This is a genomic window from Rhodanobacter aciditrophus, from assembly GCF_050026795.1.
Lineage (GTDB): Bacteria > Pseudomonadota > Gammaproteobacteria > Xanthomonadales > Rhodanobacteraceae > Rhodanobacter_A.
On sequence record NZ_JALBWP010000012.1, the window covers coordinates 567,361 to 586,614 of the forward strand.

Sequence of the window (19,254 nt, forward strand, 5' to 3'; positions counted from 1 at the left end):
CCGCTTGACCCTCCGCCAGCCCGCCGCCATGCTGCGGCGCTTTCCCCGGTCCGATCCCCACGCATGAGCAGCCGCTACAACGCCGCCGACATCGAAGTCCTCTCCGGCCTGGACCCGGTCAAGCGCCGCCCCGGCATGTACACCGACACCACCCGCCCCAACCACATGGCGCAGGAGGTGATCGACAACTCGGTGGACGAGGCGCTGGCCGGCCACGCGAAAGCGATCGAGGTAGTGCTGCACGCGGACGGCTCGGTGGAAGTCACCGATGACGGCCGCGGCATGCCGGTGGACATCCATCCCGAGGAGGGCATCCCTGGCGTGGAGCTGATCCTCACCCGCCTGCACGCGGGCGGCAAGTTCAGCGGCAAGAACTACAACTTCTCCGGCGGCCTGCACGGCGTCGGCGTGTCGGTGGTGAACGCGCTGTCGCAGCGGGTGGAAGTGACGATCCGCCGCGACGGCAACGAATACCGCATGGCCTTCGAGCACGGCGACCGCGTCAGCGAGCTGGAAGTGATCGGCACGGTGCCGAAGAAGAGGACCGGCACCACCGTGCGTTTCTGGCCGGACCCGAAATACTTCGACTCGCCGAAGATCTCGCTGCCCAGGCTCAAGCACCTGCTGCGTGCCAAGGCCGTGCTGTGCGCGGGCCTTTCGGTGAAGCTCACCGACGAGGCCAGCGGCGAAACCAGCGAGTGGTTCTACGAGGACGGCCTGCGCGACTACCTGCGCGGCGAGCTGGACGGCGGCGAGGCGTTGCCGGCGGAACTCTTCGTGCACCACGTGGCGCGCGACACCGAGGGCATGGACGTCGCGCTGGCCTGGCTGCCGGAAGGCGAGCTGGTGCAGGAGAGCTACGTCAACCTGATCCCCACCGCGCAGGGCGGCACCCACGTCAACGGCCTGCGCTCGGGCCTCACCAACGCCATCCGAGAGTTCTGCGACATCCGCAACCTCCTGCCGCGCGGCGTGAAGCTGGCGCCTGAGGACGTGTGGGAGCGGCTCGCGTTCGTGCTGAGCGCCAAGCTGCTCGATCCGCAGTTCGCCGGCCAGACCAAGGAGCGGCTGTCCTCGCGCCAGGCCGCCGGCATGGTTGAGGGCGTGATCCATGACGCGTTCAGCCTGTGGCTGAACCAGAATGTGGAAACCGGCGAGCGCATCGCCCAGCTGGCCATCGAGCGCGCCAGCGCAAGGCTGAAGGCCGCCAAGCAGGTGGTGCGCAAGAAGATCGTGCAGGGCCCCGCCCTGCCCGGCAAGCTCGCCGACTGCACGTCGACCGACCTTTCGCGCACCGAGCTGTTCCTGGTGGAGGGCGACTCCGCCGGCGGCAGCGCCAAGCAGGCACGCGACAAGGAGTTCCAGGCGATCCTGCCGCTGCGCGGCAAGATCCTCAACACCTGGGAGGTGGAATCCACCTCGGTGCTGGCCTCCGAGGAAGTGCACAACCTCGCGGTGGCGATCGGCTGCGACCCCGGCAAGGACGACCTGGCCGGCCTGCGCTACGGCAAGGTGATCATCCTCGCCGACGCCGACTCCGACGGCTTGCACATCGCCACGCTGCTTTCCGCGCTGTTCCTGCGGCACTTCCCGCACCTGGTCAGCGAAGGCCACGTGTTCGTGGCGATGCCGCCGCTGTTCCGCGTCGACGTGGGCAAGCAGGTGTTCTACTGCCTCGACGAAAACGAGAAGCAGGCGATGCTGCAGAAGATCGAGCGCGAGAAGATGAAGGGCGCGGTCAGCGTTACCCGCTTCAAGGGCCTCGGCGAGATGAACCCGCCGCAGCTGCGCGAGTCCACCATCCACCCCGACACCCGCCGCCTCGTGCAGCTCACCGTGGAGGGCGACGACGGCACCGCGAAGGTGATGGACCTGCTGCTGGCCAAGAAGCGCGCCGGCGACCGCAAGGCCTGGCTGGAGGAAAAGGGCGACCTGGCGACGCTGGAGGTCTGACCGCTCAGGCCTCCTTTCGACGTCGCGCCGCCGCCGGGCTGTCCGGCGCATGGATCGCCCACAACCGGCGCAACTGTCTGGCCGACCCCAGCCCGGCCCGCTCGGCAGCGGACTCCACGGTCTCGCCATTGGCCAGGGCCTGGCGCGCCAGCGCCAGCCGCAAGCGTGCGTGATACGCGTTGACCGACATGCCGCTGGCCTCGCGGAAGTGCCGCGTCAGGCTGCGCACGCTCATGTGACCGAACCCGGCCAGGCGGGCCAGCGGCCAATCCTCGGCGGGAGCGCGGGACAGCGCGTCCTGCACGCGGTGGATGCGCGCATCCATGTGATTGCGGCCTTCCAGCCAGGGCGAAAGCGCCGGGTCACCGGGTGCGCGCCGCAGATAAACGGCCATCTCGCGGGCCACTGCCGCAGCCAGGCGGGGCGACCCGAGCTCGCCGATCAGATGCAGGGCCAGGTCGATGCCGGCGGTAATGCCGGCGCTGGTATAGACCCCGTTGTCCTCGACGAAGACCCGGCTGTCCAGCACCAGGGCCTTCGGCGCGACGCGCCGCAACTGCTCGACCAGGCTGTGATGGGTCGTGCATTCGCGCCCGTCGAGCCATCCCGCCACTCCCGCCAGCAATGCGCCCGAGCAGATGCAGGCGACGCGCCGCACGCCCAGACGACGCAACCAGGCCACGATGGCCCGGCCGCCCGCCGAACCGAGCACGCTCTCGCCCGAGCCGGTGGCGCCGCAAAGTATCACCAGCGCATTCCCTGGCAGGTCCCTGGGCAGCGGCTCGACTCCGGCCAGGCCCACGCCGAGGGCAGTCGGGGCCATCTCTCCGGGAGCCAATGGCGCGGCATACCGAAGACGAACCGGAAGGCCCATCGCCGTGGCGATCCGGAACGCGTCGGCCGCGCCGGCGAGATCCAGCAGGATCAACGCCGGCGGGAGCACGAACCAGACCTCAAGCGCCTGCGAGGACGTCGGCGACGGTGCGGATGCGTGCAAAGCGCCCATCGAGAACCAGTTCCGTACGTTGTTTGATGTCCTGGACATCGTAGCGTCGTCCGCTGGTCGCGTGGATCATCGGGAAGGTCAGTGTCGCCTCGGTCACATAGTCCACCGAAAAGCCCAGGTCGGAAGCGACGCGCGTGGTCGTTTCGCAACACTGCTCCGAACGTATGCCGGCGACGACGACGCGCCCGATGCCGCGCCGGCGCAACCACGCTTCCAGTCCGGTGCCGGTGAACGCGTTGTGCACGTGCTTCTTGAACACGACGTCGTGATGTCCGGGTACCCAGTCCATCGGGCGCACCAGGCCGGAATCGGCGGTGAAATGCGCGTCGCCATCCTCGTGGAGGATGCGCACGACCGGCCAGCCGCGCGCCGCGGCACCCTCGATCAGTGCGACCAGGCGCTCGCGGAACGCAGGCAGGTCGTCTTCGCGCCAGTACGGCGCATGCAGGAACGATTGCTGGACATCGATCACCAGAACGGCTGGACGGTCGGACATGGGTAACTCCTTGGCGAGGGAGGTGCCACTCTAGGGTTGGCCGGCCCACCCGACGAGGCCGTAGCGGGACCATGGGCGGACCGATCCGGCCACGGATTCGCCCCGACGGACGTTTATCTCCCCCTGCGGCGGCGCTAAGGTAGTGCGGTCTTCCACGGACAACCCGCATGGCCCTCACCCCGCCCTTCAACCTGCAACGCTGGATAGACGAGCACCGCCACCTGCTGAAGCCACCGGTGGGCAACAAGTGCATCGTGGACGGCGACTTCATCGTGATGATCGTGGGCGGTCCGAACGCGCGCACCGACTACCACTGGGACGAGGGTCCGGAATTCTTCTACCAGCTCGAAGGCGAGATGGTGCTTAAGGTGCAGGACGACGGCGAGGCGCGCGACCTCCCGATCCGCGCCGGCGAGATGTTCTACCTCCCGCCGCGCGTACCGCACTCGCCGCAGCGCATGGCCGGCTCGATCGGGCTGGTGATCGAACGCCGGCGCCTGCCGCACGAAAAGGACGGTCTGCTGTGGTTCTGCGAGTGTTGCAACCACAAGCTGTATGAGGAGTACTTCACGCTCGACAGCATCGAGCGTGATTTCCCGCCGGTGTTCGAGCGCTTCTACCGCTCACGCGAGGCGCGCACCTGCGGAGCCTGCGGCCACCTCAACCCGGCGCCGGAGCGGTACGCGTAGGGGCGCCCCCGGCTGCGGGCGCGCCTTTCGCGAGCGGTGCATCACCCAGGGGGGCACCCCTGCGGCGCGCGCGCCAGCCACTTGCGCGCCATGCGTCGCAGCGACGCATCGGCCTGCGGATCGTCGGCGATCCCGCGCACCGGTTTCCACGCCAGCGCCAGCGACTCTCCACTGACCTCGAAGGCCTCGTCGCCGTTCGCGCGCACCACGTGGCGCACGTCGTAGTGCCAATGCTCCGGCTCGCTGCCGCGCGCCGGGATGCGGTGCGCGTCCAGGTCGAAGATCGCCGGCTCCACCGCCAGGTCCTGCAGGCCCGATTCCTCTTCCGCTTCGCGCAACGCCACGCGCGCGAGGTTGGCATCGCCATCGGCGTGGCCGCCCAACTGCAGCCAGCGGCCCAGCTTGCGGTGGTGCGTGAGCAGCACGCGCGCACCGTCCGCACTCACCAGCCAGGCCGAACCGGTGAAGTGGCCCGCAAGATGACTGCGCTCGAACACGGCCGCGTCCGACGCGAGGAAATCCGCGAAACAGGCGACCGTGTCGCCCTCCTCCGGATGGCGCACACGGTAGTCGTCCAGGGCCGTGGCAAGCTGCGGAAATACGAGCGACATGACTTGTGGCAGGGGTGCGGGAACAGCGGGCATTCTAGCTGCATCGCGTCTTGTACCCCTCCAGTCGCTCCGCTATGGTTGGCCGTCCGTCGGCTCGTCGCGTCCCTCTTCGTCGCGTTTCCGTTCGAGCGTGACGTCGCTGTTTCCCGGGGAGCACCGCATGCTGTTCAAGCGCATCAAGCCGATCGACCAGATCATCGCCACGGCGGAAAAGAAAAGCCTTACCCGCCAGCTCGGCGCCTTCCAGCTCACCATGCTCGGCATCGGCGCGATCATCGGCACCGGCATCTTCGTGCTCACCGCCGAGGCCGGCCAGAAGGCCGGCCCCGGCATGATGATCGCGTTCGTGATCGCCGCGGTGGTCTGCGCGTTCGCCGCGCTCGCCTACGCTGAACTCGCCTCGATGGTGCCAGTGGCCGGCTCCGCCTATACCTACACCTACGGAGTGCTCGGCGAGGGCGTCGCGTGGATCGTCGGCTGGGCGCTGGTGCTGGAATACACCATCGCCGCCAGCACGGTGTGCGTGGGCTGGGCCGGCTACGTCAACGGCCTTCTCACGCACGCAGGATTCGGTCTGCCGCACTTCCTGCAGGTGGGCCCGATGGACGGCGGCAGCTTCAACCTGCTGGCCTGCCTGATCGGCCTGGCGGTCACCTTCCTGCTGGTGATCGGCACCTCGAAGTCGGCCAAGGTCAACACCGTGCTGGTGCTGATCAAGATCGCCGCCCTCACCGCCTTCATCTTCGTCGCGCTGCCGGCGGTGAAGGACCAGAACTTCACGCCATTCGTGCCGAACGGCTGGGGCAGCCCGATGGGCGGCATCGGCGTGCTGGGCGCGGCGGCCTCCATCGTGTTCGCCTACATCGGCTTCGACGCCATTTCCACGGCGGCCGAGGAAACCAAGAACCCGAACCGCAACATCCCGATCGCCCTGATCGGTTCGCTGAGCGTCTGCACCATCTACTACCTGCTGGTGAGCTACGGCGCCGTTGGCTCGGTGGGCGCGCAGCCGATGCTGGGCCCGAACGGCATGGCGCTCGAGCCGGGCACGCCGGCGTTCGCCGCAGCCTGCGACGGTTCGCAGGCGCTGGTGTGCAGCAAGGAGGCGCTGGCCCACGTGGTGCGCCTGCTGAACCACAACACCATCGCGGCCTTCATCGCCTTCGCCGCCGGCATCGCGCTGCCGTCGGTGATCCTGACGATGACCTACGGCCAGACCCGCATCTTCTTCACCATGTCGCGCGACGGCCTGCTGCCTCATTCGCTGGCCAAGATCCATCCGCGCTTCCACACGCCGCACGTGATCACCCTGATCACCGGCACCTTCGTCTCGCTGTTCGGCGCGCTGTTCCCGGTGGGCATCCTCGCCGACATCACCAACTCGGGCACGCTGTTCGCGTTCATCATGGTGGCGGTCGGCGTGCTGATCCTGCGTCGTACCCAGCCCGAGCGCCCGCGCCCGTTCCGTACCCCGCTGCCATGGCTGGTCTGCCCGCTGGCGGTGATCGGCTGCCTGCTGCTGTTCCTCAACCTGTCGAAGGAAGCCAAGATCACGTTCTTCGTGTGGGGCGCGATCGGTCTGGTGGTGTACTACCTGTACGGCTACCGCAGGAGCCACCTGGCCCGCGGCGTCGAGGCGAACTGATTCCCGCACGCCCGCCCACCGACTGCCACGCCGCCGGCACGACCTCGTCGTGCCGGTTCCATGTTTGGAAGCACCATGCTCAAGCAACTGCTCGCCCGCAAGACCGCATTCGGCACCGACGCCGCCCACGGCATCGCCCTGCAACGCACGCTCGGTCCCTGGGGCCTGACCGCGCTGGGCATCGGCGCAGTGATCGGCGGCGGCATCTTCGTGATCACCGGCCAGGCGGCGGCCGAACATGCCGGCCCGGCGATCATCCTGTCGTTCATCATCGCAGCGATCTGCTGCAGCTTCACCGCGTTGTGCTACGCCGAGTTCGCCACGCTCATCCCGATGTCGGGCAGCTCCTATTCCTACGCCTATGCCACGCTGGGCGAACTGGTGGCCTGGTTCATCGGCTGGAACATGGTGCTGGAGTACGGTGTCTCCGCCTCGGCGGTGGCGGTGAGCTGGACCGGCTACTTCACCAGCCTGCTCGACAACATCGGCGTGCATCTGCCCGCGGTGCTGACCAACGCGCCGTTGGCGTACCAGGACGGGCATCTCGTCGCCACCGGCGCGCTGTTCAACCTGCCTGCGGTGGCGATCACACTGGCGCTGACCTGGCTTTGCTACGTGGGCATCCGCGAATCCAGCGGCACGAACCTGGCGATGGTGATCCTCAAGGTCGGCCTGATCGTGATCGTGATCGTGGCCGGCTGGCAGTACGTGAACCCGGACCTGTGGCACCCGTTCATCCCGCCGCAGCAGGGGCCGGAGAAATACGGCTGGGCCGGCATCATGCGCGCCGCGACCCTGGTGTTCTTCGCCTACATCGGCTTCGAGGCCACCTCCACTGCGGCACAGGAGGCGAAGAACCCGCAGCGCGACCTGCCGATCAGCACGCTGGTGTCGCTGGCGATATGCACCGTGCTGTACATCGGCATGGCGGCGGTGATCACCGGCCTGCTGCCGTTCGACCAACTGGGCACCCCCGAGCCGGTCGTCACCGCGATAAGGGCGCACCCCGAGCTGGGCGTACTGCGTTGGGTGGTGGAGATCGGCGCGCTGATCGGCCTGTCCTCCGTGATCTTGGTGATGATCATCGCGCAGCCGCGCATCTTCATGATCATGGGCAACGACGGCCTGTTGCCCCCGGTGTTCGCGAAGATCCACCCGCGCTACAAGACTCCGCACATCAACACCGTGATCACCGGCATCGGCATCGCGGCGCTTGCGGCGGTGTTCCCGCTTGACATCCTGGGCGACCTCGTCTCGATGGGCACGCTGATCGCGTTCGTGGCGGTCTGCGCGGGCGTGCTGATCCTGCGCTACACCCGACCCGATCTGCCGCGCACCTTCCGCGTGCCATGGGCACCGCTGATCTGCACGCTGGGCGTGCTCAGCTGTCTCGGCCTCCTGTACTGGGAAAACTGGTACCAGTGGCTGTTGATGGGCATCTGGACCGTGATCGGGCTGGCGATCTATTTCGGCTACGGCTACCGGCACAGCCGCCTGCGTCGCCCAGCGGCGACTGGTGAGCCAACTTGAGCTCGAATATCGTCAAAATGCGCCGAATGTCTTCGATTCCATAGCATCTGGCAGATAGTGGCTGGTTCAGGGGGCCGCTCGGCTTTTTGCTCCCGGCGGCAACAAAAAAAGCCAAAAAAATCCTTGCCCTTGAATGGCTTAACGGAATATTTCCGAAAGAATCTCGACACCCGGCCGCCCATTTGCCCCGCCCAGGGGTATCATCCCCAGTCCGAGGGTTGATCACTTGGCAGTGGGCCCCGGATCGCCGCCCGGCGCGTCAGCTGGCCAGCTCCTCAGCCTGACGCGCCGGGCAGCACTTTTCCCGCCCCCCCCCCCCCGCTTGCATCGACGCGACGCCGCCACGCGGCAGACGCGCGCCTGCGCACCGACGATGCGAAAAGGCCGGCAACGAGTGCCGGCCTTTTGCTGTGCCCCCTGGAGAACAGATTGCGCGATCAACCCGCCTTCGGCGAATGCGACACGCACCAACCCTTCGCGTTGACGGACTTGCCCGGGAACAGCGCGCAGGGGCCGTAGCCGCTGGGGCCGCCGGAGTAGAACTGGCAGTTGGAACAATTGGCGCCAGCCTTGTGCTTGGGGTTGGTGGTCTTGCTGGCGTCCTCGACGTAACCCAGCGCCTTGGCGGTCGGATCAGCGTCGGTCACGTGCGGCAGGTCGGCGGCGCGCGCGAAGCGCGGCAGCCCGCCCAGCACCGCCGCAGCCGCCGTGGTGCCGGCCGCCACCTTCAGGAAACGGCGACGCGATTCGAGATCTTTTTCGTTCGACATGGGCAAAACCTCCGTCTGTGAAAAATCCGGCGCAGCATGCGGCGGGATGAGTGGAACGCGATGCGGCGATCTTAACCCGTTTGCTCGCGATGCTTGCTGACTTGCGAGAATGGATCGCATTACTGCCGGGCACGCGCACGACGCATGTTATAGTCGGCATCTGTTTGGACGTCCATTCGTCATGCACCAGAAACTTCCGGACACGATCCCCGCCGCCCTCTTTGCCGCGTGCGCCGATGCCATCGCCGACGCCGCGCGTGAGCTGGCGCTGGCCGGCTGGACACCGGCCACCAGCAGCAACTTCTCGATGCGGGTGGATGCGGAGCTCATCGCGGTCACCGTCTCCGGCCGCGACAAGGGCAAGCTGGGCCGCGACGACATCATGCTGGTGGACATGCAGGGCCGGGCCGTGGGTACCGACGCCCGCCCCAGCGCCGAAACGGCATTGCACACCCAGGTCTACCGCCGGTTTCCCGCGGCCTCCGTGGTGCTGCATACCCACTCCCGCACGCAAAGCGTCGCCTCGCGGCTGTTCTCCGCAGCGGGCGCGGTGCGGCTGGAAGGCTGGGAGCTGCAGAAGGCCATCTCCGGGTACACCAGCCACGAGGGCGTGCTGGAGATCCCGGTGTTTCCCAACACCCAGCACATGCCCGAACTGGTGGCACGGGTCGACGCCTGGCTGGACGCCGGCATGCCACTGGCGGCCTACCTGATCGACGGCCACGGCATCTACACCTGGGGCCGCGACATGGCCGAGGCGCGCCGCCACCTGGAGGCGCTGGAGTTCCTGCTCGCTTGCGAGCTCGACCTGAAAAAGCTGAGGGCATCATGAGCCGACTGCGCATCTTCGACGAAACCCGGCCGCAGGCGCCGTTGACGATGATCGACGAACACGCCGCGATCGCCAGGGAGCTGGGCGTGGTCGGCGTGCGTTTCGAGCGATGGGCCGCGAACCGGCCGATTGCCCCCGGCGCCGCCCAGGACGAGGTGATCGCCGCCTACCGCACCGACGTCGACAGGCTGATGCGCGAGGAAGGCTACCAGTCGGTGGACGTGATCAGCCTCAGGCCAGACCATCCCGAACGCACCGCGCTGCGCCAGAAGTTCCTCAGCGAACATACCCACAGCGAGGACGAGGTGCGCTTCTTCGTGGCCGGCGCTGGACAATTCACCCTGCACATCGACGGCAAGGTCTACGACGTGCTGTGCGAGGCGGGCGACCTGATCGGCGTGCCCGACGGCACCCGCCACTGGTTCGACATGAGCGAGGCGCCGTACTTCGTGGCGATCCGCCTGTTCACCAACAAGGACGGCTGGGTGGCAAACTACACCGGCAGCGACATCGCGCAGGGCTTCCCGCGCATGCAGCCCATCGCCGCCAGCGACTGAACCGGCGACCGCCACCGGACCGTCGGCGGAGCAACGCCGTCCTCAGCGCTTTCGCCGGTGCCGGCGTACTGCCAGAATGCAAGGCTCGGCAAGGGGAGCCATGCATGGAAACCAGCTTCAAGTCTTCGCTCAACGCATCACGCGCTTCCGGCACGCGCAACATCGGGCTGCTGATCGGCGCACTCGTGCTGCTGGCGGCGCTTTGGTCGAGCATCGTCACCATCGGCCCCGGCAACCGGGGGGTGCTGATGACCTTCGGCGCCGTGCACCCGGGCGTGCTGAACCCGGGACTGCACTTCAAGCTGCCGTTCGTCCAGACGGTGAAGCAGATGAACGTGCAGATCCAGAAATCGCAGACGAACGAAACGGCGGCCAGCCGCGACCTGCAGAACGTCTCGACCGAGGTTGCCGTGAACTGGGCGATCAACCCGCTCGACGCCGAATGGGTCTACCAGCACCTCGGCGACGAATCCGAACTCGCCAGCAAGGTGATCGCCCCGGTCGTGTCCAACGCGGTAAAGGCAGTCGCCGCCCGGTACAACGCCGAGGACCTGATCGAAAGCCGCGACAAGGTCGCCACGGAGATCCAGCAGCAGATCATCACCGCCCTGAACCAGTACAAGGTGCAGGTGCAGGGCGTGAACATCACGAACTTCCAGTTCAGCCACGTCTACACCGAGGCCATCGAGCAGAAGCAGGTGGCCCAGCAACGCGCGCTGCAAGCCACCTACGACCTGCAGCGCACCAAGATCCAGGCCGAACAGGAAGTCGCGCAGGCCGAAGGACAGGCGCAGGCGCAAAAGCTCCTGCAACAGACCATCACCCCGCAGATCATCCAGCTGAAGGCCGTGGAGAAATGGAACGGCGTGCTGCCGCAGGTGATGGGCGGCAACGGCGCGATCCCGATGATCGGGCCCGTCACCCCGGCAGGCAAAGGCGGCGCGGTGGCCGACTGACGCCCGCGCGGAGCATCGAACCGGTGCGCCGACGCGGCGCGTTGGCGGGGCACCAGCCCGGGTAAACTGGCCGTCCCGCCACCCGTTTCCCCGGCCATGCCCGAAATCCGCGCCATCGTCACCGACATCGAAGGCACCACCAGCTCGATCAGCTTCGTCAAGGACGTGCTGTTCCCCTACGCGCGCAAGCGCCTGCCCGCCTTCGTGGAAACCCATGCCGATCGCCCCGATCTGCAGCACTGGCTGCACGAAGCCGCGAAGGAGGCCGGCTACGTCGAGGCAAGTCGGCAGGAGGTGATCGAACTGCTGCTGCGCTGGATCGACGAGGACCGCAAATCCACCGCGCTGAAGGCGCTGCAGGGCATGATCTGGCGGGATGGCTACGAAGCAGGCGACTACCGCGCCCATGTCTACCCCGAAGTGGCGTCGCGGCTGCGCGCCTGGCGCGCCGAGGGCCTGCGGCTGTACGTGTACTCCTCCGGTTCGGTGCCGGCGCAGAAGCTGTTCTTCGGCTACAGCGAGGCCGGCGACCTCACGCCGCTGTTCGCCGGCTACTTCGACACCGAGACCGGCCCCAAGCGCGAGCGGGCCTCCTACGAAAAGATCGCCGCGGCGATCGGCGAGCAGCCCGCGCACATCCTGTTTTTGTCCGACATCGTCGAGGAACTGGACGCCGCACAGGCCGCAGGTTTCCGCACCGGCTGGCTGCTGCGCCCGCCCCACGCGCTGCCGGCACAGCCACGCCACCCGGCCTACGCCGATTTCGACGCCGTCACGCCCTGACCCTCGAGACCCGCCACCGCATGCGCACCGTCCTCACCATCCTGCTCGCCTCGGCCGCCGGCATGTTGCTGATGCTGTGGCTACCCGGCCACGCCCCCGCGCCAGGCACCCATACGGCCCGGGCCGCGACGGCAGACAGCCTCGCGGTGACCGGCTCCGTGGCAGCCAGCGACACCGGCGACGACGACCAAGGCAGCACCGACTGGCCGAACAACGGCCCCACGCCCGAACAGGTGCTCTACGCCCAACCGCAGATGGTGCGCGATGCACTGGCGAAGCTCGCTCCGCGCGTGCCCGGCAAGCCCAACCTCTACCTGGTCGCCTTCGCCGGCGACGGCAGCGAAAACGTATTCCGCAATGAGGCCGAATACGCGGCCCGGCTGTTCCGCCGCCGCTTCGGCGCCAGCACCCATGTGCTGGTGCTGGAAAACAACCCCGCTTCGCTGGCCACGCATCCGCTCGCCAGCTGGAGCAACCTGGAGGGCGCCCTGGACGGCCTCGCCAAGATGATGCATCCCGACGACATCCTGATGCTCTACCTGAGCACGCACGGCAGCGAGGACCACGAGCTGCTGGTGGACATGGATCCGCTGCCGCTGGACCAGATCGGCGCACAGGACCTGGCCGGCATCCTCAAGGAGCACCCGTTCAAGTGGAAGGTGGTGGTGGTCAACGCCTGCTACTCCGGCGGCTTCATCCCGCCGCTGGCCGGCGACGGCACCCTGGTGCTCACCGCCGCCAGCAGCGACCACAGCTCCTTCGGCTGCGGCAGCGAATCCGAGCTCACCTATTTCGGCCACGCCTGGCTCGTCGACGCACTGAACCGCACCGACAACTTTGCCGATGCCTTCGCCAAGGCCAAGGTCGAGATCGCGCAATGGGAGCGGCGCGACAAGCTCACGCCTTCCGAGCCGCAGAGCTATGTCGGCAAGGGCATCCGGGCGCAGCTCGATGCCTGGCGCAAGGGCATCACGCCGGGGCCGGCCGTGTCCTTCGTGCCGGCAGCGCCCGCGCCTGCCGCCAGCGCCGCCGCCGCGACGTACTGAAGAGCCGCGATCAGCGCCCGGCGTGCCGTTCCGCCAGCACGGCCACCGCGTCGGCCAGCGACAATCCGCGGGCGCGCAGCAGCACGGTGAGGTGGAACATGAGGTCCGCCACCTCGCCCAGCAGTTCCCCGTCGCCCTGCGCCACGGCGGCGAGCGCGCTCTCCACGCCCTCCTCGCCCACCTTCTGCGCGATGCGCCGCGTACCGGCCTCGAACAGCCCGGTGGTGTAGCTGCCCTGCGGGCGTTCGGCATGGCGCTGCGCCACCAGCGCATCGAGTTCGGCAAGGAAGCCCAGCGGCGGGCGCGCGTCGGCACCGAAACAACTCGGCGTGCCCAGGTGGCAGGTCGGCCCGTGCGGCTGGGCCTGCACCAGCAAGGTGTCGGCATCGCAGTCGACGCGGATGGATTTCAGCGCCAGCACGTGGCCGGAGCTCTCGCCCTTCGTCCACAGCCGCTGCTTGCTGCGGCTCCAGAAGGTGACGCGACCGCTGCGCCGCGTTTCCGCCAGCGCCCCCTCGTTCATGTAGCCCAGCATCAGCACTTCGCCCGTCAACCAGTGCTGCACGATGGCGGGCAGCAGACCGTCGCCCTTGGCCCAGTCGAGGCGGGAAAGACCGGTGTTGGAATCAGTCATCGGAATACCTGCTGCCAGCATGCGTCGACGCATGCGATGAGATTGGATTCTTCCGTCATTCCAGCGACTGGATGCGCCGTCACTGTACCGAAGATGCTGGATGGCCAGACATTCGTCTGTTGAAAACCCGGCTTTCGCCGGAATGACGAGCTAGGGAACACGTATTGCGACGCCCTGCTCCTGCAGGTATCGCTTGAGCGCGGGAATCGCGATCGCGCCGGAGTGGAACACGCTGGCCGCCAGCGCGCCGTCCACGTCGGCGTCGGCAAAGGCGTCGCGGAAATGCGCCGGTTCGCCCGCACCGCCGGAAGCGATCAGCGGCACCCGGCAGATCGCGCGCACCGCCTTGAGCTGTTCGATGTCGTAGCCCTGCCGCACGCCGTCGCTGCCCATGCAGTTGAGCACGATCTCGCCGGCGCCGCGCCGCTGTACCTCGATCACCCAGTCGAGCGTGCGGCGCGCCAGGGCGCGCGTCTTCGCCGGATCGCCGGTGTACTGGCGCACGCGCCATTCGCCGTCGTCGTCGCGCAGCGAATCCACGCCCACCACCACGCACTGCACGCCGAACGCGGCGGCCAGTTCGTCGATCAGCCCCGGCCGCTCCAGAGCCGGCGAGTTCACCGAGACCTTGTCCGCGCCGGCGTGCAGCACCGCGCGCGCCTCGTCCACCGAGCGGATGCCACCGGCCACGCAGAACGGGATGTCGATCACCCGCGCCACCTTCTCCACCCAGCCGCGGTCCACACTGCGTCCCTCGGGGCTGGCGGTGATGTCGTAGAACACCAGCTCGTCGGCGCCTTCGTCGCGGTAGCGCAGCGCGAGATCCACGATGCCGCCCATCGCCACGTGGTCGCGGAAACGCACGCCCTTGACCACCTGGCCGTCGCGCACGTCGAGGCAGGGAATGATGCGGCGGCTTAGCATGCCAGCGCCTCCGCCACGGTGAAGCGCCCTTCCAGCAAGGCGCGGCCGAGGATCACGCCGCGCGCTCCGGCTTCGCGCGCCGCGCGGATGTCGTCCAGCGAGCGCACGCCGCCGGAAGCCTGCACCGCCAGTTGCGGCACGGTGCCGGCGAGGTGGCGGTACAGGTCGAGGTTGAAGCCGGCCAGCATGCCGTCGCGGTCGATGTCGGTGCACAGCAGGTGGCGCGCGCCCTGCGCCGTGTACCACGGTGCCAGTTCGTCCAGCGTGCGCGCCTCGGTCTCCGTCCAGCCCGCGCTGGGCAGGCTCCAGCGGCCGTCGATGCGGCGAGTGTCGAGCGCCAGCGTGAAGCGATCGGCGCCGTATCCGCGCAGCCAGCCCGCCACGCGTTCGGGATCGCGGATCGCCACGCTGCCCACCACCACGCGGGCCACGCCGGCGTCGAACAGCCGGCGCAGGTCGGCATCCTCGCGCACGCCGCCACCGGCCTGCACCTGCATGCCGTCGTGGGCGACCGCTTCGATCACCGAGAGATTGTCGAGGCTGCCCGAACGCGCGCCGTCCAGGTCGACCAGGTGCAGCCAGTGCGTGCCGGCCTCGGCGTAGCGCTGCGCCAGGGCACGCGGATCGTCCGGGTATGTTGTCTGCCTGGCGTAATCGCCCTGCTTCAGGCGCACCACGCGGCCGTCGCGCAGGTCGATGGCGGGAATGACAGTGAACGTCATAGCTCGAGGAAATTCCTGAGGAGCTTCGCGCCGACGGCGGCGGAACGCTCGGGATGGAACTGCATGCCGTGGAAGTTGCCGCACGCGACCACGGCGGAGAACGGCGCGCCATGGTCCGCGCTGGCCAGCGTCCACGCGCCGACCGGTACTGCATAGCTGTGCACGAAATACGCCTGCTCGCCGGTGGCAAGCTCCTGCAGCAACGGATGCTGCCGCTGCACGGACAGGCCGTTCCAGCCCATGTGCGGCACGCGCAGGCCGGGACGTTCGGCGAAGCGGCGCGCCTCGGCCGGGATCAGGCCCAGGCACTCGGTGTCGCCCTCCTCCGAATGCGCGCAGAGCAGCTGCATGCCCAGGCACACGCCCAGCACCGGCTGGCTCAGCGAGCGCAGCAGGTCGACCAGGCCCAGCTCGCGCAGGCGCGCCATGCCCGGGCCCGCCGCGCCCACGCCGGGCAGGATCACCTTGTCGGCGGCGCGGATCGCCGCGGCATCCGAGGTCAGCGCCGCGTCAACGCCCAGCCGCTGCAGCGCATAGCGCACCGAGCCGATGTTGGTGCCGCCCGCATCGACCAGCACGACGCCCATCACAGCGCACCCTTGGTGCTCGGCAGATCGTCGCCCTCGCGGCGGATCGCCTGGCGCAGCGTGCGCGCCACCACCTTGAAGCAGGCCTCGACCATGTGGTGCGCGTTGTCGCCGCGCACCGCAAGGTGCAGGTTCGCGCCCAGCGTCTCGCACAGCGAGCGGAAGAAATGCGGCACCAGCTCGGTGGGCACCTCGCCCACGCGCTCGCGCGGGAAGCTGCCCTCGAACACGAAATACGGGCGGCCGGACAAGTCCAGACGCGCCTCCGCCGCGCTCTCGTCCATCGGCAGCGCGAAGCCGTAGCGACCGATGCCGCGCTTGTCGCCCAGCGCCTGCTGCAGCGCCTGACCCAGCGCCAGCGCGCAGTCCTCGATGGTGTGGTGCTCGTCGATGTGGGTGTCGCCGTCGCAGGTGAGCTCCAGCGCGAAGCCGCCGTGCTTGCCGATCTGCTCAAGCATGTGGTCGAAGAAGCCGAGGCCGGTGCGCACCCTGGGCTCGGCAGGCTTGTCGAGATCGACGCGCACGCGGATGCGGGTTTCCCGGGTGTTGCGCACCACCGCACCGACGCGCGGCGCATCCAGCATCTGGTGCGCCACCTCTTCCCACGCCATGCCCTGCGCCCCCACGCGGAAGCCGCGCACGCCCATGTTCGCGGCGAATTGCAGATCGCTCTCGCGGTCACCCACCATCGCCGAGGCAGTGCGGCTCCAGCCGTCGTCGGCCAGAAAATGGCGCAGCATGCCGATGCCAGGCTTGCGCGTGGCCAGCCCCTCGTGCGGGAAACTGCGGTCGATCAGCACCTCGCGGAAACGGATGCCCTGCGAGGACAGGATGCGCATCAGCAACTCGTGCGGGCCGGTGAAATGCGCCTCGGGGAAGCTGTCCGTGCCCAGGCCGTCCTGGTTCGTCACCATCACCAGTTCGTAGCCGGCAGCGACGAAGCGCTGCAGCGCGGCGATCACGCCCGGCAGCAGAGCCAGCTTCTCGTAGCTGTCGATCTGCTCGTCGGCCGGCTCCTCGATCAGGCAGCCGTCGCGGTCGACGAACAGGATCTTCCGGTTTGTACTCATGTTGCCGATCCCTCGGCAAACCCCCGACCATCCGTGGCCGGACTCTTCAAAAAAGCCTCCCCGCCAGCGGTGCCCTTGCCGGGGGCAAGGGCAGCCAGTACCCGTTCGTTCTCCATCGGCGTGCCGACCGTGATGCGCAATGCGTCACCCAGGCCCGGATAGCGCCGCACGTCGCGTACCACGATGCCCGCGTCGAACAACCGCCGATACGCGGCACCGGCATCGTCGAAACGCGCGGTGAGGAAATTCGCCTGCGAAGGCAGTACGTCGCGCACGCCCGGCAGACGGGCCAATGCCGCGCGCAGACGCGCCCGCTCCGCGCGCACGATGCCGACGCGTGCGCGTGCGTTCGCCTGTCCCCAGCCCGACAGTGCCAGCAGGGCCGCGTTCACGCTGGGCAACGGCAGCGGATACGGCGGCATGATCCGGCGCAGCAGGGCCACCACGTCCGGATGCGCCAGCAGGCAGCCGACACGCGCACCGGCCAGCGCCCAGGCCTTGGACAGCGTGCGCAGCACGGCAAGGTTGTCGTAGCGGTCGAGCAGGCCGGCCACGCTGCCCTCGTCGGCGAATTCCACGTAGGCTTCGTCCACCACCAGCAGCGCGCGGCCGGCCAGCGCCTGCGCCAGCCGCTCGATGTCGGCGCGCGGCACCACGCTGCCCGCGGGGTTGTTCGGCGTGCACACGAACACCAGCTTCACGGCGCTGGTGAGCGCGGCCAGCGTGGCGTCCACGTCCAGCGTGAAGTCGCGGCGCAGCGGCACCTCGATCACGCCGGCGTCCTGGATGCGCGCGCACACCGCATACATCCCGAAGGTCGGCGGCTGGACCAGGATCGCGTCGCGCCCGGCGCGGCAGAACGCGCGCACCAGCAGGTCGATCGCCTCGTCGCTGCCGCGGCCCACCAGCAGCTGTTCGCGGCGCACGCCGTACAGGCGCGTGAGGGCATCCACCAGCGCCGCGGGCTGCGGTTCCGGATAGCGGTTGCAGCCCATGCCACCGTCGCCGGTTGGCTCCCACGGGGATTCGTTCGCGTTGAGCAGCAGCTGGCCGCCGCTGGCCTCCATGCGCGCCGAGGAATACGGCTGCAGCGTGCGGATTTCCGCCCGCGCGAGATCGAGTACGCTCATGTCGTTGACTCCAGTTCGGCCAGGCGCAGCGTCACCGCACGGCGGTGCGCCTCCAGTTGTTCCGCGGCGGCCAGCGTGGCGGTGCACGGACCGATGCCGCGCAGGCCGTCGGCGCTGAGCTCCTGCACGGTGATCTGTTTCTGGAAGCTCGCCACCGACACACCGCTGTAGCTGCGCGCATGGCCATACGTGGGCAGCACGTGGTTGCTGCCGCTGCAGTAATCGCCCACGGACTCCGGCGTCCAGGCACCGAGGAAGACCGAGCCGGCGCTTTCGATGCCGTCGAGCAGCCGCCGCGGCGCCGTCACCTGCAGGATCAGGTGCTCGGGCGCGTAGCGGTTGCTCACCTCGACGGCCTGCGCCAGCGAGGCCACCGCGATCAGGCGGCTCTGCGCCAGCGCCAGCCGCGCGATCTCCGCGCGCGGCAGTTCGGCGCACTGCCGTTCGACCTCGCGTGCGACGCGGTCCAGCAGCGTGGCCGAGTCGCTCAGCAGGATCACCTGCGAATCCGGCCCGTGCTCGGCCTGCGACAGCAGGTCGGCGGCGACGAAGGTGGGATTCGCCGCCACGTCGGCGATCACCAGCACCTCGGATGGCCCGGCCGGCATGTCGATCGCCGCGCCGTCCGGCTCGCATGAAATCTGCAGCTTCGCCTCGGTGACCCAGGCGTTGCCGGGGCCGAACAGCTTGTCGCACTTCGGCACGGAAGCCGTGCCGTACGCCATCGCCGCGATCGCCTGCGCGCCGCCCAGCTTGAACACCTTGTGCACGCCGGTAAGGCGGGCGGCATACAGCACCGCTGCGTCGCAGCGGCCGTCGGCGCGCGCGGGCGAGCACAGCACCACCTCACGGCAACCCGCGATGCGTGCGGGTACGCCCAGCATCAGCGCGGTGGACGGCAGCGGCGCGCTGCCTGCCGGCACGTACAGCCCCACGCGCTGGATCGGTCGCAGCATACGCTCCACCCGCACGCCGGGCGCGGTGTCCACGCCCATCGGCTGCAGCGCGGCCGCGCGGTGGAATGCCTCGATGCGCGCGGCGGCCTCGCGTATCGCCGCCTTCAGGGCGGGATCGAGCGACGCCTCGGCCGCCACGAATTCGTCGTCGGCGACCTCGAGCGCCGTCAGGGCGCAATGATCGTATTTCGCGCTCAGCTCGCGCAAAGCCGCATCGCCCTGCGCGCGCACGGCCGCGACGATACGGCCCACGCCTTCGCGCAATTCCGCCGCACGCGATTGCGCAGGACGCGCCAGTGCCTCACGGCGGCCTTGTTCGTCCAGCGCGTTCCAGTCGATCCGCCTCATGTCGGGAGA

The 19,254-nt window shown here is 68.6% G+C and carries 20 protein-coding genes; 9 read left to right on the plus strand and 11 right to left on the minus strand.

All coding sequences use genetic code 11. The annotated features are described in order from the left end of the window. The first annotated feature begins 63 nt into the window (after positions 1–63). On the plus strand, positions 64–1,953 hold the full coding sequence (parE, locus tag ACQGNW_RS15690; RefSeq protein WP_426664157.1) for a DNA topoisomerase IV subunit B: 1,890 nt from the start codon (positions 64–66) through the stop codon (positions 1,951–1,953). Between the two features lie 4 nt (positions 1,954–1,957). Here the strand turns inward: parE and ACQGNW_RS15695 are convergent, their stop codons facing one another. Together ACQGNW_RS15695 and ACQGNW_RS15700 are read right to left on the minus strand one after the other, a co-directional pair. Next, on the minus strand, positions 1,958–2,959 hold the full coding sequence (locus ACQGNW_RS15695; RefSeq protein WP_426664158.1) for a GlxA family transcriptional regulator: 1,002 nt from the start codon (positions 2,957–2,959) through the stop codon (positions 1,958–1,960). Continuing rightward, positions 2,907–3,455, minus strand: a complete 549-nt coding sequence (locus tag ACQGNW_RS15700) for a cysteine hydrolase family protein (RefSeq protein WP_426664159.1) — start codon at positions 3,453–3,455, stop codon at positions 2,907–2,909. Before ACQGNW_RS15700 ends, ACQGNW_RS15695 begins: the two co-directional genes overlap by 53 nt. A 167-nt stretch (positions 3,456–3,622) precedes the next feature. Here ACQGNW_RS15700 and ACQGNW_RS15705 point away from each other — a divergent pair, with 167 nt between their 5' ends. Next, complete coding sequence (locus tag ACQGNW_RS15705; RefSeq protein WP_426664160.1) at positions 3,623–4,144, plus strand: 3-hydroxyanthranilate 3,4-dioxygenase; 522 nt, start codon at positions 3,623–3,625, stop codon at positions 4,142–4,144. Positions 4,145–4,185: 41 nt separating this feature from the next. On the opposite strand, the gene ACQGNW_RS15710 is transcribed toward ACQGNW_RS15705, so the two are convergent. Next, a complete protein-coding gene (locus tag ACQGNW_RS15710) occupies positions 4,186–4,788 on the minus strand; it encodes an NUDIX hydrolase (RefSeq protein WP_426664161.1) in 603 nt (200 codons plus the stop codon). Positions 4,789–4,915: 127 nt separating this feature from the next. Between ACQGNW_RS15710 and ACQGNW_RS15715 the strand changes: the two genes are divergently transcribed. Then, positions 4,916–6,400 carry an amino acid permease gene (locus ACQGNW_RS15715; protein WP_426664162.1) on the plus strand — a complete coding sequence of 495 codons (1,485 nt, stop codon included), beginning with the start codon at positions 4,916–4,918 and terminating at the stop codon, positions 6,398–6,400. A 75-nt stretch (positions 6,401–6,475) separates the two neighbouring features. Further along, a complete protein-coding gene (locus ACQGNW_RS15720; protein ID WP_426664163.1) occupies positions 6,476–7,930 on the plus strand; it encodes an amino acid permease in 1,455 nt (484 codons plus the stop codon). Positions 7,931–8,367: 437 nt separating this feature from the next. On the opposite strand, the gene ACQGNW_RS15725 is transcribed toward ACQGNW_RS15720, so the two are convergent. Next, positions 8,368–8,700, minus strand: coding sequence for a high-potential iron-sulfur protein (locus ACQGNW_RS15725; protein ID WP_426664164.1), 333 nt, complete (start codon positions 8,698–8,700; stop codon positions 8,368–8,370). A 181-nt stretch (positions 8,701–8,881) separates the two neighbouring features. Between ACQGNW_RS15725 and ACQGNW_RS15730 the strand changes: the two genes are divergently transcribed. The 5 genes from ACQGNW_RS15730 to ACQGNW_RS15750 all read left to right on the plus strand — a co-directional run bounded on the left by ACQGNW_RS15730 (position 8,882) and on the right by ACQGNW_RS15750 (position 12,874). Beyond that, complete coding sequence (locus tag ACQGNW_RS15730) at positions 8,882–9,532, plus strand: methylthioribulose 1-phosphate dehydratase (protein ID WP_426664165.1); 651 nt, start codon at positions 8,882–8,884, stop codon at positions 9,530–9,532. Then, complete coding sequence (locus tag ACQGNW_RS15735) at positions 9,529–10,089, plus strand: 1,2-dihydroxy-3-keto-5-methylthiopentene dioxygenase (protein WP_426664166.1); 561 nt, start codon at positions 9,529–9,531, stop codon at positions 10,087–10,089. Before ACQGNW_RS15730 ends, ACQGNW_RS15735 begins: the two co-directional genes overlap by 4 nt. Before the next feature lie 104 nt (positions 10,090–10,193). Beyond that, positions 10,194–11,045, plus strand: a complete 852-nt coding sequence (locus ACQGNW_RS15740) for a prohibitin family protein (RefSeq protein ID WP_426664167.1) — start codon at positions 10,194–10,196, stop codon at positions 11,043–11,045. A 96-nt stretch (positions 11,046–11,141) separates the two neighbouring features. After that, positions 11,142–11,828, plus strand: a complete 687-nt coding sequence (mtnC, locus tag ACQGNW_RS15745; RefSeq protein WP_426664168.1) for an acireductone synthase — start codon at positions 11,142–11,144, stop codon at positions 11,826–11,828. Between the two features lie 20 nt (positions 11,829–11,848). Next, positions 11,849–12,874, plus strand: a complete 1,026-nt coding sequence (locus ACQGNW_RS15750) for a C13 family peptidase (RefSeq protein ID WP_426664169.1) — start codon at positions 11,849–11,851, stop codon at positions 12,872–12,874. 10 nt (positions 12,875–12,884) lie between these two features. On the opposite strand, the gene hisIE is transcribed toward ACQGNW_RS15750, so the two are convergent. The 7 genes from hisIE to hisD form a co-directional block, all read right to left on the minus strand. Next, positions 12,885–13,508: a bifunctional phosphoribosyl-AMP cyclohydrolase/phosphoribosyl-ATP diphosphatase HisIE gene (gene hisIE, locus ACQGNW_RS15755; protein ID WP_426664170.1), complete on the minus strand. Its 624-nt coding sequence runs from the start codon at positions 13,506–13,508 to the stop codon at positions 12,885–12,887. A gap of 150 nt (positions 13,509–13,658) precedes the next feature. After that, the gene (gene hisF, locus ACQGNW_RS15760) at positions 13,659–14,432 is read right to left on the minus strand and encodes an imidazole glycerol phosphate synthase subunit HisF (RefSeq protein WP_426664171.1); all 774 of its coding nucleotides are present in this window, start codon (positions 14,430–14,432) and stop codon (positions 13,659–13,661) included. Beyond that, entirely contained in the window at positions 14,426–15,154 is a 729-nt protein-coding gene (gene hisA / locus ACQGNW_RS15765) for a 1-(5-phosphoribosyl)-5-[(5-phosphoribosylamino)methylideneamino]imidazole-4-carboxamide isomerase (protein ID WP_426664172.1), read from the minus strand. The genes hisF and hisA overlap by 7 nt, the downstream gene beginning before the upstream one ends. Then, complete coding sequence (gene hisH, locus ACQGNW_RS15770; protein ID WP_426664173.1) at positions 15,151–15,741, minus strand: imidazole glycerol phosphate synthase subunit HisH; 591 nt, start codon at positions 15,739–15,741, stop codon at positions 15,151–15,153. The genes hisA and hisH overlap by 4 nt, the downstream gene beginning before the upstream one ends. After that, positions 15,741–16,811 carry a bifunctional histidinol-phosphatase/imidazoleglycerol-phosphate dehydratase HisB gene (gene hisB, locus ACQGNW_RS15775; RefSeq protein ID WP_426664174.1) on the minus strand — a complete coding sequence of 357 codons (1,071 nt, stop codon included), beginning with the start codon at positions 16,809–16,811 and terminating at the stop codon, positions 15,741–15,743. Before hisB ends, hisH begins: the two co-directional genes overlap by 1 nt. Further along, positions 16,808–17,941 carry a histidinol-phosphate transaminase gene (gene hisC, locus ACQGNW_RS15780; RefSeq protein WP_426664175.1) on the minus strand — a complete coding sequence of 378 codons (1,134 nt, stop codon included), beginning with the start codon at positions 17,939–17,941 and terminating at the stop codon, positions 16,808–16,810. Before hisC ends, hisB begins: the two co-directional genes overlap by 4 nt. Beyond that, a complete protein-coding gene (hisD, locus tag ACQGNW_RS15785) occupies positions 17,938–19,245 on the minus strand; it encodes a histidinol dehydrogenase (RefSeq protein ID WP_426664176.1) in 1,308 nt (435 codons plus the stop codon). The genes hisC and hisD overlap by 4 nt, the downstream gene beginning before the upstream one ends. Positions 19,246–19,254: the final 9 nt, after the last annotated feature.